Source organism: Candidatus Accumulibacter meliphilus (assembly GCF_036625345.1).
In the GTDB taxonomy this organism is placed as follows: Bacteria; Pseudomonadota; Gammaproteobacteria; order Burkholderiales; family Rhodocyclaceae; genus Accumulibacter; species Accumulibacter meliphilus.
Genome location: NZ_JAZKTZ010000004.1, coordinates 337,754 through 352,532, shown reverse-complemented (window position 1 = coordinate 352,532; position 14,779 = coordinate 337,754). Strand labels below are relative to the sequence as shown.

General features: G+C 63.8%; 10 protein-coding genes. 4 read left to right on the top strand and 6 right to left on the bottom strand.

What is annotated here, in order from left to right; all coding sequences use genetic code 11:
• Positions 1–25: 25 nt before the first annotated feature.
• Positions 26–502: a PaaI family thioesterase gene (locus tag V5B40_RS10535; protein WP_332354446.1), complete on the top strand. Its 477-nt coding sequence runs from the start codon at positions 26–28 to the stop codon at positions 500–502.
• A gap of 164 nt (positions 503–666) precedes the next feature.
• On the opposite strand, the gene V5B40_RS10530 is transcribed toward V5B40_RS10535, so the two are convergent.
• Entirely contained in the window at positions 667–3,696 is a 3,030-nt protein-coding gene (locus V5B40_RS10530; RefSeq protein WP_332354445.1) for an SUMF1/EgtB/PvdO family nonheme iron enzyme, read from the bottom strand.
• A gap of 90 nt (positions 3,697–3,786) precedes the next feature.
• On the opposite strand from V5B40_RS10530, the gene tnpC reads away from it, so the two are divergent.
• Positions 3,787–5,499: an IS66 family transposase gene (gene tnpC / locus V5B40_RS10525; protein ID WP_332354444.1), complete on the top strand. Its 1,713-nt coding sequence runs from the start codon at positions 3,787–3,789 to the stop codon at positions 5,497–5,499.
• Positions 5,496–6,353 carry a Druantia anti-phage system protein DruA gene (locus tag V5B40_RS10520; RefSeq protein ID WP_332354443.1) on the top strand — a complete coding sequence of 286 codons (858 nt, stop codon included), beginning with the start codon at positions 5,496–5,498 and terminating at the stop codon, positions 6,351–6,353. Before tnpC ends, V5B40_RS10520 begins: the two co-directional genes overlap by 4 nt.
• A gap of 486 nt (positions 6,354–6,839) precedes the next feature.
• Here the strand turns inward: V5B40_RS10520 and V5B40_RS10515 are convergent, their stop codons facing one another.
• Positions 6,840–7,937 carry a reverse transcriptase domain-containing protein gene (locus V5B40_RS10515; protein ID WP_332354442.1) on the bottom strand — a complete coding sequence of 366 codons (1,098 nt, stop codon included), beginning with the start codon at positions 7,935–7,937 and terminating at the stop codon, positions 6,840–6,842.
• A 43-nt stretch (positions 7,938–7,980) separates the two neighbouring features.
• Between V5B40_RS10515 and avd the strand changes: the two genes are divergently transcribed.
• Positions 7,981–8,385 (top strand): diversity-generating retroelement protein Avd, encoded by a 405-nt coding sequence (gene avd, locus V5B40_RS10510; protein WP_332354441.1) that lies wholly within the window; start codon positions 7,981–7,983, stop codon positions 8,383–8,385.
• 221 nt (positions 8,386–8,606) lie between these two features.
• Here avd and V5B40_RS10505 read toward each other — a convergent pair whose 3' ends face one another.
• The 4 genes from V5B40_RS10505 to V5B40_RS10490 form a co-directional block, all read right to left on the bottom strand.
• Positions 8,607–8,816, bottom strand: coding sequence for an SUMF1/EgtB/PvdO family nonheme iron enzyme (locus tag V5B40_RS10505; protein ID WP_332354556.1), 210 nt, complete (start codon positions 8,814–8,816; stop codon positions 8,607–8,609).
• Between the two features lie 101 nt (positions 8,817–8,917).
• A complete protein-coding gene (locus V5B40_RS10500) occupies positions 8,918–11,764 on the bottom strand; it encodes an SUMF1/EgtB/PvdO family nonheme iron enzyme (RefSeq protein ID WP_332354440.1) in 2,847 nt (948 codons plus the stop codon).
• Positions 11,765–12,024: 260 nt separating this feature from the next.
• Positions 12,025–14,409, bottom strand: a complete 2,385-nt coding sequence (locus tag V5B40_RS10495; RefSeq protein WP_332354439.1) for an SUMF1/EgtB/PvdO family nonheme iron enzyme — start codon at positions 14,407–14,409, stop codon at positions 12,025–12,027.
• The gene (locus V5B40_RS10490; RefSeq protein ID WP_332354438.1) at positions 14,393–14,731 is read right to left on the bottom strand and encodes a hypothetical protein; all 339 of its coding nucleotides are present in this window, start codon (positions 14,729–14,731) and stop codon (positions 14,393–14,395) included. Before V5B40_RS10490 ends, V5B40_RS10495 begins: the two co-directional genes overlap by 17 nt.
• Between the last annotated feature and the right edge of the window lie 48 nt (positions 14,732–14,779).

The following is a 14,779-nucleotide window of genomic DNA, read 5'->3' as shown; positions in this document are numbered from 1 at the left end:
CCACCACTACAGAAAGGAAGCAAAAATGCCCGACAAAGCTTTTCAGGATTTTTATCCGGAGGATTTCAGTCATTGCTACGGATGCGGCAAAAGCAATGAACACGGCCATCATTTGAAGAGCTATTGGGATGGCGAGACGACCGTTGCCCGCTTTACACCCCGGCACTACCACACCGGCGGCGTCCCCGGCAATGTCTACGGCGGGCTGATTGCCTCCCTGCTTGATTGCCACGGAGCCGCATCGGCGGCGGCCGCCGCGTGCAAGGCAGAAGGTCGCGAAATGGGCGGCGCGCCGCCGATGCGCTTTGTCACCGCCTCGCTCAAGGTCGACTATCTCCGCCCGACGCCCATCGACGCCGAACTGGAAGTCCGCGGCGAAATCGTCGAGGTCAAAGCGCGCAAAGTCACCGTCAGCCTGTCCTTGACTGCCCATGGCGAAGTTTGCGCGCGCGGACACATGATCGCCGTGCGACTGCCCGATGCTGCAGCGAAAAAGCATTAGGCAGGCTGCGACGACGGCATAGCCGAAACCTTGGCCGGCTTAACGGGAAGCCCTGAACCATGCAGGCTGCCAGCGAAAAGCGCCGAAGCGGGGGAAGTCTCCCCCGCACCCCCTCCAGAGTCAGCGCACCCGAGCTCCAGAGTCCAGAGGAACAGAGGCCAGAGCTACTCAACAGGGGAAGAACGCAACACCACCCGGAAACCGACGTCGTCGAAACGGACGCCGGGATCGTCCCAGTCGCGAGAGGCGCAGCGCGCGTAGCCACGAGGGTTGAACCACGAGCCGCCGCGAACGACCCTTGGAACGTCGTCAGCCGCGCGCAGATCCTCGCGGCCATCGTCAGGGTGATAGGGATACGGCTTGTAAAGGCTGCGCGTCCATTCAAACGCGTTGCCAATCATGTCGTACAGGCCGAAATCGTTGGCCATAAAGCAGCCGACAGCGGACGTGTCGCCGATCCCCGAGTCAGCATAGTTGGCCCGAGACGGGTCAACGTCATTACCCCAGGAGAAGACCGCACCCCGCAACCCGCCACGAGCGGCTTTTTCCCACTCCAGCTCGCTGGGCAGTGCAAGCCTCCACTGGTGCTGGCGCACGAGCCTGCCCGCGTCACTGCCCTCGAACAGCGGCGAACCGGCAAGCTGTTCGTTCAGCCACTCACAGTACGCGATAGCCTCATGCCAGCTCACCCACTGCACCGCTCGGCTGTCCGGGTCTCGCAACGAGTCAGCATCGCCGATCTCGTAGTGCGCCGCCTCGACGAAGGCGCGGAACTGCGCGACGGTGACCGGGTAGCGCGCGATAAGGTACTCCGGCGTCGGCGTCGGCGCGTCATTGATTTCGCGATCATCCACCTCGCGGCCGACGATCTTCGCCACCCGCTCCACATCCACCTTGCGAGTACCGATCCGGAACTCGGGGTCAGCGGCAATGCGCACGAAACCGAGCATCTCGTCGGCCGGCAGCCAGAAGCGCTCTTGGTCAAACCGCGGGTCGCCCAGCGCCGAAAGCACATCGCCCGCACGCGCACGAACAACCGGCATGGCAGCTCGCAGCGTCGACTCGTCTGCCAACAGTTCAACGATCCTCCGCGCGCAACCGCCGCGGGTGGCTTCGCCGCATTCGCGCCATTCCAGCGCCGCCGTGCCCGCCAGTTCGGCTGCCGAGAACTGCGCGTTCGGCTCGCCACCGACCCTGGCCAGCGCTCCGAGAAAATCGCGCGCCGACTTGGCGGCATTGCTCGCCCGGTAGCCAGCCAGCAATAGAATCGGCTCGCGCCACCACGGATCGTCGAGGCGGTCGCCGAGCACGGCAAGGATCGCTTCACGGCCCTCGTCGCCGGTGACTTCGCGCAGGTAGCGCGCCACCAGGAATTCCTGAAAGGCCAGATGAATGAAGCGATAGGCGCCCTGTCGCTCCTCCAGCACGCTGCCGCGCTGACGGGCGTGGCTGAGGAAGAGGTCAATGTGCGGCCGAAATTCGGCCTCCTCACGCAAGACCTTCTGCAACGCCCGCTCACCGATCTCGCGCCCCTGGTCACGCCCCTGCTGGTGCATGTGAAAAGCGAGATGCTGCGCCATGTCGCGAAACACCTTCCAGTCGCTGGCCAACTCGCGGATGTCGGCCTGCTCGCGTCCGTAGTCGACTTGCAGCAAGGCGCTGATCGCCTTGTCGAAGAGCTCCGCGCGCCCGTCAGGAAGCGTGCGGTTGTTCACATGCACGATCAGCAACAGGCGCACCATCAGCGGACTGTCGACCAGCACCTGCGTATCGTCGCCGAGGCGCGTGCGGCGGTCGTCCTCGAGCCGCCGAATGCCACCCAGGAGTTCCTGCACCCGCTCACTGCGCAAATCGGCGTCCTGCGGGTGGATACAGGCGTACGCCTGGCGCACCATCGGTACGACGTGTTGCTCGAAATCGAGCGGCTGCACGGCAATCTCACGGAACCTCACGCCCAGCGCAGTACCGCCGCTGCGGTAGGCGATGGTGCGACAGGTGACGACGACGCGCATGCGCTCCTGGCCACTGACCAATTCCTCGACCGACGCACGCACTTCGGCGCGCTCTTCTTCATTGGCGACCTCATCGAGCCCGTCGAGCAACAGGATCACCGGCCGCCCGTCCCTGAGGAGTTGTACGAAGAAATCGTCGGGCAGATCGACGTCGGCCTGCTTCCTGATCAGGTGATAGGAGATGAAGTGTGTCAGCGTCCTCTCGCGTGCCGGTGCGTTGGCCGGCAGCTCGCGGCGGAAGCGGGCGAACGACGCGAGCGGCACAAAGATCGGCAAGGGCAGTTCGCTGGCAGCAGCCCCCAGCAAACCGAGGCGCGACTGCGCCGGCTCGGCCTGCCCGGTGAGCAGTGAAGACGCCAGCGCCCACGCCATGTGCAGCAGTACCGTCGTCTTTCCCGACCCTGGCCCGCCGATGATCACCAGGCGGTTGCCGAGACCGAGCACCTGGTTGAGGTCAATATCGCTGTCGCGCTCACGCTCATCGGGTTCTGTTTTCTCGCCAGCGTCACCGCGGCTGCGGGGGCGAGGGAGAGACTGCGCTGCCATCTTGTCCTGCGCGTCACCGGGCCGCGGGATCGGTCGGGCACGCAGCGGCACATAGGCCGCCTCCAGCGGCAGGGACACCACCAGCGCGCCCCCCGCACGTTCGATGCCGCGCAGCTCGATGGACTCGGTATGGCTACGCAGCCAGCGCAGATAGCCGTCGACCGGGTAGGCCCTGCCGGCCGTCGGGCCAGCGTCGACCTTGGGTGACTTTTGCGACTGCTCAGGCTGGTGCGACGCGACTCGGATCGAGCCGCTTGCAAGCAGCTTATCCAATTGTTGATTGAACTCATGCTTCAGCTGGTCGGTGTTCGTGTAACGCGTTGGGAAGTGCCCCAGGACCTTCAGCTTGTCCTCGAACGCCCACAAGCTTGCCATATCAGCCCGGTTGACACTGGCAGAGCTGATCTGCACGTCCTTGAAATAGGTGAAGATCAAGGGCCTGCCGGTGGCCTTGAATTGCGCGTGGGCGGTCTCGAATTCTTCGTCGGTGTAGCGACCAACCTTGCTCCCGACCAACGTTACAAAAAGGTCGCATTCGCGAATCGCCTGGTTGTACTCGTCCTGCAACCGAGTCTTCGACATGGCATTGAGGAAGTCTTCCCAGAGCACCACCTCGATGAGTAAGTATTCGGCCAACCCGTAGCCCCGCCTTTATGGTCGGCGTGCGTCAGTCAGCGATTGGCGGACAGCCCGTAGACCTGAACACAGCAGCGGAAATCCGGCACCATGCGGCGCATGGACACGGGTGCGGACATTATTTGCGGAGGATCGGCGGCAAGTCACCGCCAGGTGGTGCCGTTCGCCGAGGTGATGGTGACGTTGACCAAGGAGCAGGAAATCAAGCTCCGTTGGGAGGCCAGCTTCTGGCGGAGCCAACATCGGCAAATGCTGGTCCGCTTGGCGCAATCGGAGGCCGCTCATCGGGTGCAAATGGCGCAAGCGGCGGAGCAAGCGGCGGCGCGCGAGGAGGCCTTGCGCAGCGAACTGGCGCAGGCCCATGGCCAGATCCGCGATCTGCAAAAACGCCTGTTTGGTCGCAAGTCAGAACGCTCTTCGGGAGCCGAGAAGAACCCGGCAACGGACCAGAAGTCGTCGCGGGGCCGAGGTCAGCAACCGGGAGCAGCGGGTCACGGGCGGAACCCGGAAAGCCACTTGCCGGCGCAGATCGAGGTCATCGACATCGACTGCCCGCATTGCCCGGACTGTGGTCTGGGCTACGTCGACTTTCCCGGCACGGAAGACAGTGAAGTCCTCGAGATCGAGGTCAAAGCCTACCGCCGGAAGATCTGCCGGCGGCGCTACCGACGGACCTGTCAGTGCGTGGGCGCGCGGGGTATTCTGACCGCGCCACCGCCGGCACGATTGATCCCGCGTGGAAAGTACGGGGTGTCGATCTGGGTGCACCTTCTGCTGTCGAAGTTCTTGTACGGCCAGCCGACGCATCGGCTTCTGCGGGACTTGTCCGATCACCAACTGACGCTCTCGGCGGGAACGGTGACCGGCGGACTGCGTGCCTTGGCGCCGCTGTTCGAGCCGCTTGAAGAAGCGCTGCTTGGCCAGCTGCGCCGCGAGAAACAATGGCACGCGGACGAGACGCGCTGGCGGGTCTTTGCCGAGACCGAAGGGAAGGTCGGACAGCGCTGGTATTTCTGGGTGTTCCACTGCCCATCGGTCATCCACTTCGTGCTCGACCCGAGTCGCTCGGCGGCGGTGCCGATCCGGGAGCTCTCCGGCAGCGCCGGGGGAATCATCATCTGCGATCGCTACTCGGCCTACAAGAAACTCGCGCGAGTTCTTGCGCACTTCATTCTGGCCTTCTGCTGGGCGCACCAGCGGCGGGACTTCCTGGAACTGGCCAACGCCCATCCGGATTTCTCGGACTGGGCACTGGCCTGGGTCGAGCAGATCGGTGAGCTCTACCACTTGAACGGCTGGCGCCTGGAAGTCCGTAACGACCCGGCACAGTGGGCCGAACGCGACCGCGCCTTGCGCCAGGCGATCACGCAGATGGCCAGTCAGCGCGAACGCGAACTGGCAAACCCGGCGCTCAAAATGCCGGCGAGCAAGGTGCTGCGAAGCATGCACAAGCATTGGTCCGGCTTGACCGTGTTTGTCGACCGCCCCGAGGTGCCGATGGACAATAATGCCGCCGAACGCGCACAGCGTACGCCGGTGGTCGCACGCAAGAACTTCTATGGGTCGGGTAGTCATTGGTCCGGCGCTTTCGCCGCGACGATGTTCAGCTTGCTGCTGACGCTGCGCTTGTGGAAAATCAACCCGCGCACCTGGCTGACGGCGTATCTGGAAACCTGCGCCGCCAACGGCAGGCAGCCGCCCGCGGACTTGAGTGTCTTTCTGCCCTGGGCGATGGCAACCGATCGTCTGGCCCAGATGCGTGGCATCCCGGTCGCTCAGGCACCTCCCATCGATAGCTCGTGAAGCCTTATTGTGGGCGTCACTTTACCGCCGACGAACTGCAGACGATCCGCGGCCTGATCGAGGCCCCTCCCGGCGCCAGCCGCGCACAACTCTCGCGTCAGGTGTGCGAGCTCTTCGACTGGCGCAAGCCCAATGGCGAGCTGAAGGACATGACCTGCCGGGTGGCCATGCTGCGCATGCAAGCCGACGGCCTGTTCACCCTGCCGGCGGCACGGTGGGCCGCTCCTCGCCAACCCGACTATCGGCCCACGCACGCCACCGATCCACAACCCTTACTCACTCAGCCGGTGCATGAACTGCCGCCTCTCTCTGTGCGACAGGTCGTCGGTTCGGCGAACTCGCGTCTGTGGAACGAGTACATCGCTCGTTACCACTATCTCGGCCACACGCCCATGGCGGGCAGTCAGAGCCGATATTTCGTCTTCGCCGGCGAGACCCTGGTCGCCTTGCTCAGTTTCGGCGCCAGCGCCTGGAAACTCGCTGCGCGCGAGCAATTCATCGGTTGGCACGATGAGCAGCGACAAAAGAACCTGCAACTCGTGGTGAACAACGCCCGCTTTCTGATCCTGCCCTGGATCCAGTGCCAGGGCCTGGCCTCCAAGATCCTTTCGCTCATGCAGCGGCAACTGCCCAAGGACTGGCTGGCGCGCTACGGCTACCGCCCCGTGCTGCTCGAAACCTTCGTCGAGACGCCCCGCCATCGCGGCACCTGCTACCAGGCCGCCAACTGGATCAAGGTCGGTCAAACCGCTGGGCGAGGCAAGAAGTGCCCCACCAGCAAGCCGATCCTCCCGATCAAGGACATCTGGCTTTACCCCCTTCACCGATCATTCCGATCAGCCCTCTGCCGCTAACCCGCCTCGCCAACGGCGCTGGCGCGCTACGGGTTGGCCGAATACTTACCTCGATGACGACACCCCGCGGACGTAAAGCCTTGTTCTTGCGGCTGATGCAGAGCTCAAACTCCTTCCGCTCCTCGCAGAATTCGGAGGACGAGGCAAGGAAGAGCTTGTTCGTGGTCATCGTGGCGGTTCCTGGAGGCGTTTCGCGGCACAGTATAGCCAAACAGCAGCGAGAAAGAACGACGACTCCGCTCTACTGGCCGAGCCTGGGGCTCTCGCCATCCGTGAAGCGTTTGTCTGCCTACCGTGCAAGCCGCATCCGTGACCCACCAGTGGAGGACAAGTCCATGAGTCAGACGATGGCGCTGGACTGCCGCGTCGCGACGCTCCTCGCAGTGACGGCACGGGGTATGCGGGTGCAATGGCCGCAAGACAGCAGCTTTCGTGATCGACCGCATCGGAACACAGGCCATCACGTACTTGAACCTGGCGCCGTGGTCATGCGCTCGGTTTCGGAATCGGATGGCTTGCAAACACGTGCTCGCGCAAGCCCCAGGTATCGGCGTAGCGCACGTGGTTGATCCAGCCCTGCACGCTGGCATCGAGTTCGCCAAACGAGAGCTTGCCGGCCTGGTAATCGTCCAGGTTGCGAGCCAGCCGACGGGTGAAATTCACCGCGTTACGCCGTTTGAGCAAGCGGCGCGCGGGGTAGACGACGAAACCGAGCCAGGGGATGCCACAGCGCGTCGGCAGCACCTGCGCCTGTGGTTCGTGGATCGTCAGCCGCTCGCGCCCGAGACGGGCAACGATCGCCTCTTTCCACTCGGCAAGCACGGCCTTGCTGTCGCCGAACAGGGCAAAATCGTCCACGTAGCGCAAATAAGCGCCGCAGCCCAGTTCACGCTGGACGAACCAGTCGAAGTCATTGAGAAAGACGTTCGACCAGAACTGCGAGGTCAGATTGCCGATCGGCAAGCCGCGTGGACGGCAGGCGGCGAGCAGGTCGTCGCCCGGAAAATAGACGGGCGTGTACTCAGTCGTGAGCGCGCCGACGCCACTGGCAAGGATGCTGTCGACCAGCCACATTACCTCTTCATCCGCGATCACGCGCGCGAGCTTGGCGCGCAGAAGCGCATGATCCAGCGACGGGAAATGCTGGACGATGTCGGCACGCAGTACGTAGCGATGACGACACGCCAGCTCCTGCAAGCGGTCGACCGCGCGATGCGTCCCCTTGCCGCGACGATTCGCGTAACTGTGCGTAACAAAGCACGCCTCACAGATCGGCTCGATCACATTGCACAGCGCATGATGGACGACGCGGTCGACAAAGGGCGCGGCGCTGATCTTCCGCCGCTTTGGTTCGTGAATAAAAAAATGACGGTAGGCGCCGGGCCGATAGGTCCGTGTTCGCAACGCGCTCTGCAAGGCGATCAAGCGATCGGCAAGCGCTTGCTCGAAGTCCGCTGCGCTATCTTTGCGGCGCTTGCCGCGTGCGGCCAGACGATAGGCGCGCCAGAGGTTGTCCCAGTCGGTAATCGCTGCGAACAGGGGTTCAATTTGTCGCGCTTCGTGAATTTGGCGCTCTTGCCGCATCTGCTCCGCCTGCCCAATCGAACACTTCGAGGATTATTCCCCCATGCCACCGACCAAAGAACTGGTGATCTTCACCCAAACCTACGACTTGCTGAGCTGGCTGCTTCCTCAGTGCGAACGCTTCCCAAAGAGCCAGCGCTTTGTCATCACGCAGCGTCTGCAGGGCGCAGCGCTGAATTTTCAGGAAGAGGTCTTCGAAGCGAATGCGCGCAGTGGAGCGCAGCGACTGCAGCATCTGCAGGCGGCCGACGCGCAGCTCAACAAACGGCGGCTTTACCTGCGCCTTTCGCGACAGTGGGACTGGCTGAGCAGCGGCCAGTACGAGCACGCCAGCCGCATGGTCGCCGAGATTGGCCGCCTGCTCGGCGGCTGGCTCAAGCAGACCCGTTCGGGCGTGCAGGCCAGGCCCGGCGGCACCACGCGCAGCGACGACTCGGATTCTGGATGAGCATCGTCGGGAGGGGCGGGCCACGGCGGGCGCGATGGCCTGGCCGTGCCCTGGTTTGACTATCTGCCCGGCGCAGGCGATGCCCCTGCTGTCGCCCTGCCTCGCGGCATGCGCACGGACCAGACCTGTCTGGCGCTGTTCTTCTTCCTTCGCCTCGGCGGGCAAAACCACTTGCGCGGATCGGCCCGCATTTCCGGAACGTGGTCGGCGCGGGTGCACCGTTACGCCATCCCGCCTCGCGGCGGAACCAGAAGAAGGGTGAGAAGGACGTGGGAAGAACGCAACACCACCCGGAAACCGATGTTGTTGTTACGGTTGTCGGGATCGTTCCTGTTGCGATAGGCGCAGCGCGCGTTGTTACGAGGGTTGTTCCACGAGCCGCCGCGAACGACCTTTCCAGACTGCCTGGCCGGATGTCGCCACCCGGCCAGTGAATGATAGCGAAAAATAGCGCCGCGGGGGAAGTCTCCCCCGCACCCCCTTCCGAGTCAGCGCACCCGAGCTCCAGAGTCCAGAAGAACAGAGGCCAGGGCTACTCAACAGGGGAAGAACGCAACACCACCCGAAAACCGATGAGGTCGTGACGGAGGTCGGGATCGAGCCCGAGGCGATAGGCGCAGCGCGCAAGGAAACGATGGAGTTTCGACGAGCCGCCGCGAACGACCCTTTCAACGTTGTCAGCGGCTTGCAGATCCTCGCGGCCGTCGTCAGTGTGATAAGGATAGGGCTTGTAAAGGCTGCGCGTCCATTCGAAGGTGTTGCCAATCATGTCGTACAGGCCGAAGTCGTTGGGCGGAAAACAACCGGCAGCAGACGTGTCGCCGATCCCCGAGTCGCGATAGTTCGCCCGAGCCGGGTCAACGCCATTGCCCCACGAGAAGATCCCATCCCGCGCCCCGCCACGGGCGGCTTTCTCCCACTCCAGCTCGCTGGGCAGTCCAACCTCCCACTGGCGCTGGCGCACGAGCCAGCCCGGGTCACTGTCCGCGAACAGCGGCGAAGCGGCAAGCAGCTCGTTCAGCCACCGGCAGTAGGCGATGGCCTCGTGCCAGCTCACCCAGCGCACCGGTCGGCTGTCCGGGTCTCGCAAGGCGTCGGCATAGCCGATCGCGTAGTGCGCCGCCTCGACGAAGGCGCGGAACTGGGCGACGGTGACCGGATAACGCGCGATTAGGAACTCCGGCGTCGGCATGGGCGCGTCATTGATTTCGCTTCTATCTACTTCGCGACCGGCGATCTTCGCCAACTGCTGTGCATCCGCCTTACGCGTACCGATGCGAAACGCGGAGTCAGCTGGAATGCGCACGAAACCGAGCATCTCGTCGCCCGGCAGCCACAAGCGCTGTGGATCGAAACGCGGGTCCCCCAGCGCCGCCAGCACGTCGCCGGCTTGCGCTCGCTGGCGATTCGGTGCGCCGCCGGCGTCGGGATGCACGGGCAGCGACGCGGCAAGCCAACCGGCGACCCGCTCCGCAATCGCCTGCGTGCGGCGGCTCTTATTGATCGCCCCGCGACCGATCTCCTGCAGTTGTGTTCCAGCGAGTAGGGCGCAGATCCAGTCGGCTGCATCCGGCGTCTGCCCGTCGCGGAATTTGGCGATCGAAGTGCCGCCGATCAGTTCGTCGGCAGCACTCGCGCCCCGCTCTGCCTTCGCCAGTCGCGCAGCCAGCGGCAGCACGACCTGCCAGTGCGTCGGCGCGGCGCGTGCCAGGCCGGCGCATTGCGCCGCGAAGTCGTCCTGAGCCGCCAGGAAGCTGGCGGCGAGGAACTCCTGAAAGGTGCGATGCGGAAATGTAAACTGCCGCTCGCCGTCCTTCTCGCCCTGCCCAATAAGCAGGCCGGCGCGCTTTTCGATGTACTCGACGACGACCGCGGCCTTGTTCCTGTCGTGGCTGAGCAGCGGGCGAAAAGCGCGGACCAGCCGGTCCTCGCCGATATCCGCCGTACCTTCACGACCGACGTTCTCGGCGTGCACCTTGAACGCCACCTCTTCGAGGACCTCGCGCAGGTCCGAGAGCTTCAGACTGGGCATGGCCAGCTCGTCGAGCAGCGCCTTGTCGGCACCGATCTGGCGGTTCCAGCGCAGCATCAGCAGCTCGACCGACTCCTCGTAGAGATCGGCTCGATCGTCAGGCAGACGACCACGATTGGTATGCAGGGTGGCCATCAGGGTCAGCAGCAGTGGGTTGCGTGCCAGCGGCAGCAGATCGGGGCGTTGGCGGGCAGCGAGCAGGTCGTCGATCTTGCGTTCGGCGTCGCCAGGCGAGCGCCAGCCACGCTTGACCAGCGCCGCGTACCAGGCGCGGATGAAGCGCTCGATCTGCTCGTCGTCGAGGTCGGCCAGGGTATAAACGCCCTGCGCCGGGTCGGCGCCGCCGGGCCAGGCGTACGGCCGCGCGCAGAGCACGAAGCGGCATGCCTTCCCGGCGCTGCCCATCAGCTGGTCGACGGCGGCGAGCACGCGCTCGCGACTGGCGCTGTCGCCGCACTCGTCGAGGCCATCGAAGAGGATCAGCGCGCCCTGCTTGCGCGCGATGCGCTGCACGTACTTCATGGTGTCCGGCGACATGCCGTAGCCGCTGGCGTCGAGGTCGCGGGCGATGAATGCCCACAGGTCGCTGGCGCGCGCCGGCTTGTCGCCGGGCGGAAGCTGCTCGGCAAAGCGGCGCAGGATGACGCGGATCGGCAGCAGCTTGCCGTGCGTCCAGCTTTCACCGAGGCTAGCAAGTTCTTCGGGGTGGCCCTGCCAGGCTTGCGCCAGCGCCAGCAGGAGGCTGGCGCCGAAGGTGCTCTTGCCACTCCCCGGCTTGCCGAGCAGCGTCAGCTGGCGGTGCACGGCCAGCGCTTCGAGGGCGGAAACCGGCTGCGTTTCGCTTTGCCCGGAGCGTTGTTCGTGAACGCTCGTAGCGCGCGACAAGCATTCCGCCAGCGTCGTGTCCTTCGGAATCCGCAGCGTGGTATCCAGCGGCACATAGATGTCGGCGAGTTGCAGCGGCGTCTGCCGCGCCGGATCGGCCGAGGCGTCGATCTCGCCGAGCTTCAGCCCGGCGAGATCGGTCGCCAACGCGTGCAGGTAGAGGGCGATGACCGACTGCGCTTCGGCCGGATCTTCGCCTCCGTGGGTGACGAGCTTGAAGATGCTGACCAAGTCGCGGCCGATGGTCTGGGTTCCCGTGTTGATCGGGCCGTAGTTGTCGCCCCCAACTCCGACGCCATTGGAGCCCACTGCAAAAGCGCCCTCCCCTTCAGCGATAGCGCCACTGCCGGCAAGCTGGGCGCTGATCGCGGCAGCTGCCGCGGAGAAGGTGGTCTGATCGATCAGGCCCGCGTCGAGCGCGCGCTGGAGTTGATCGAGTTGCTGGTCCTGTGGTGTGGTCATGACCTTCCTAACAGTCCCACGCTTGCGTACCTTGTGGGGAAACCCGACAAGCGACAATGGCAAATTCCGCACATCGAAGCACACGCGACGGTGTCAAGAGAGGCCCTACCACGATCAAAAAGCTTCTGAAAAGCCAAGCGGGCAACGAGTTGGAAATGATAGCCCAACCGGTGCCAGAGCGAGGTGGGGATAGCCCCCGCCGTCTGTCCAGAGTTGGTGACCCAGAGTCCCCGAGTACATGAAAGGCGTCAAGGACAAGATTACGCTGCTGCGCCAGACCGCAGTACCACCCGAAAGCCAATGCCGCCATCGTTGAGGTAACGACGGTGCGGTCGAATTCCGTCGCGCCAGGCGCAGCGCGCGTGATAACGGCCGTCAACCCACGATCCACCGCGAACGACCCGCCAAATATCGTCACCGCCCTGCAGCTCTTCACGGCCATCGTGAGCATCATATGGATACGGGCGATAACGGCTGCGTGTCCACTCCCAGACGTTGCCGATCATGTCGTGTAGACCGAATTCGTTGGCCGAAAAGCAACCTACAGCTGATGTGTCGCCGATTCCCGAACCGCTACAGTTTGCCCGCGCCGAGTCAGCCTCATCGCCCCATGGAAACACAGCTCTACTCAATGCGCCACGAGATGCCTTCTCCCACTCGAGTTCGCTGGGCAAGGTAACGCGCACCCTGTGCTGCCGCACCATTTGGGCCACCGCGCTGCGCTCAAGTAGCGGCGAGTCGGCAAGGATTTTGTTCAGCCAGTCGCAGTAGGCGATAGCCTCGTACCAGCTGATCCAGCGGACGGGTCGGCTATCCGGGTCACGCAAAGCGTCTCTATTTCCGAGTTCGTAATCTGTCGCCTCAATGAACGCCCGAAACTGCGCAACGGTAACCGGATACCTCGCAATATGGAATACCGATGTCGGCGTGAACGCATCGTTGATCTCGTCGTCGCCGCCTTCTTCACCAATAATCCGCACGAGCCGCCGCGCGTCCGCCGTACGGGTACCAATCCTGAACTCGGCATCGGCCGCTATACCTACAAAGCCGAGCATCTCGCCAACCGGCAGAGAGAATCGCTGCGGATCGAAGCGCGGGTCACCAAGTTGCGCGAGTCGGTCGCCAGCGCGAGCGCGAACAAAGGGCTGTGCACTCCTTAGGGCAGTCACGTCCGTCAACAAGTCGACGATGCGCCGAGCGCACTCCGCCCCGGTCGTCTCACCGCACTCGCGCCATTCTAAGGCTGCCGTTGCTGCAAGCTCGGCTGCGGAGAACTGCACGTCGGACTCACCACCGGCCCTGGTCCTAGCCAGCGCACCAATCAGATCCCGCGCAGCCTTGGCAGCATTGGTCGCCCAGTAGCCGACGAGCAGCAGAACGGGCTCCCGCCACCACGGATCGTCCAGGCGGTGGTTGAGAAAGTCCAGAATCGCCTCACGACCGCCACTACCGACGACTTCGCGCAGGTAGCGCGCAACCAGAAATTCCTGAAAAGCTAGGTGAATGAAGCGGTACACGCCCTCGCGCTCTTCCAGCACACTGCCGCGCTGACGGGCATGCTTGAGGAAATCGTCGATACGCGGGGGGTACTCTGGCTCCTGGCGCAAGACCAATTTCAGTGCCGACTCGTCGATTTCGCGCCCCTGGTCGGTCCCCTGTTGATGCATGTGGAAAGCGACATGCTGGGCCATATCACGAAAAAGTTTCCAGTCCGTCGACAACTCGCGAATGTCGCTCTCGTCGTGCCCATAATCGACCTGCAACAGCGCGTTGATCGCCTTGTCGAAGAGCTCTGCACGCTCATCGGGCAGTCTGCGATTATTGACGTGCACGATCAACAGCAGGCGCACCATCAGAGGGCTGTCGACCAGCGCCCGTCCACCACCGCTAAGGCGAGCGCGGCGATCGCTCTCCAGTTGGCCGATGCCAGTTAACAAGTCCCGTACGCGCTCGGCGCGCAAGGCAGCGTCGTGCGGGTAGATGCAGGCATAGGCCTGCTGCACCATCGGCGAGATGTGACACTCGAAGTCCAGTGGCTGCACAACGATTTCATGGAAATGTGCGCCCAGGGCCGTACGCCCGCTGCGATAGGCGAGCGTGCGACAGGTAACGACGACACGCGCAGCCTCGCGACCACGCACCAGATCTTCGACCGATTGCCGCACCTCCGCGCGCTCGTCCTCGTTGGCCACTTCGTCCAGCCCATCGAGTAACAGCAGGACATCGCGCCCGTCATAGAGTAGTTGGACGAAGAAATCTGCAGGCAGATCAAAGTCGGCCTGTTTGCTGATCAGGTGGTACGAAATGAAGTGGGCGAGAGTCTTCTCGCGCGCTGGCGCATTCGGCGACAAACTGCGCCGGTAACGGGCAAACGACGCCAATGGTACCAAGACTGGTAGCGGCAAGTCGCTCGGTTTCACCGCCATACCAAGGCGTGAGTGTGCCGGTTCAGCCTTGCCAGTGAGCAGTGAAGACGCCAGCGCCCACGCCATGTGCAGCAGCACGGTCGTCTTGCCGCAGCCGGGGCCCCCGATAATCGCCAAGCGCCGGCCCAAGTCAAGAACCTGATTCAGCGCGGTATCTTCACTTTGTTCCATCGACTTGGCGCTTAGTGGCACATAAGCCGCCTCAAGCGGCAGAAGCACCACCGGCGCTCCACCAAGCCAGCTCGATGCCGCGCAACTCGATACACGCGGTGCGCTCGCGCAGCCAGCGTAGGTAGCCGGCGACCTGTTCTGCGATCTGCTCCCGAGTCTGGCCAGTGCTACCGGCAGCGTAGTAGTTGCTGATAATTTGTGTACCGGTGACGATCGTTCCAGCATTGTCGCCACTGATTTGTGCTGCGCGCTCGCCGAGTGCGTCGCCGTCGCGCTGGGCAATCGCACCCGAACCACCAAGACTGGCTAGCTTTCTGGCGGCCACGCTGGCTTCCGCCTGCGCGTCGAGCTGGGCCTGCAGTTCAGCCACCCTTCGCTGCAGCGCAGCTACATCCAAGGACTCTGTCGGTTCGCCTGC

Bases quoted from the DNA above. Each gene is read 5' to 3' on its own strand.
- V5B40_RS10535 (WP_332354446.1), top strand. From the start codon at position 26: ATGCCCGACAAAGCTTTTCAGGATTTTTATCCGGAGGATTTCAGTCAT.
- tnpC (WP_332354444.1), top strand. From the start codon at position 3,787: ATGCGGCGCATGGACACGGGTGCGGACATTATTTGCGGAGGATCGGCG.
- V5B40_RS10515 (WP_332354442.1), bottom strand. From the start codon at position 7,937: ATGCGGCAAGAGCGCCAAATTCACGAAGCGCGACAAATTGAACCCCTG.
- avd (WP_332354441.1), top strand. From the start codon at position 7,981: ATGCCACCGACCAAAGAACTGGTGATCTTCACCCAAACCTACGACTTG.
- V5B40_RS10500 (WP_332354440.1), bottom strand. From the start codon at position 11,764: ATGACCACACCACAGGACCAGCAACTCGATCAACTCCAGCGCGCGCTC.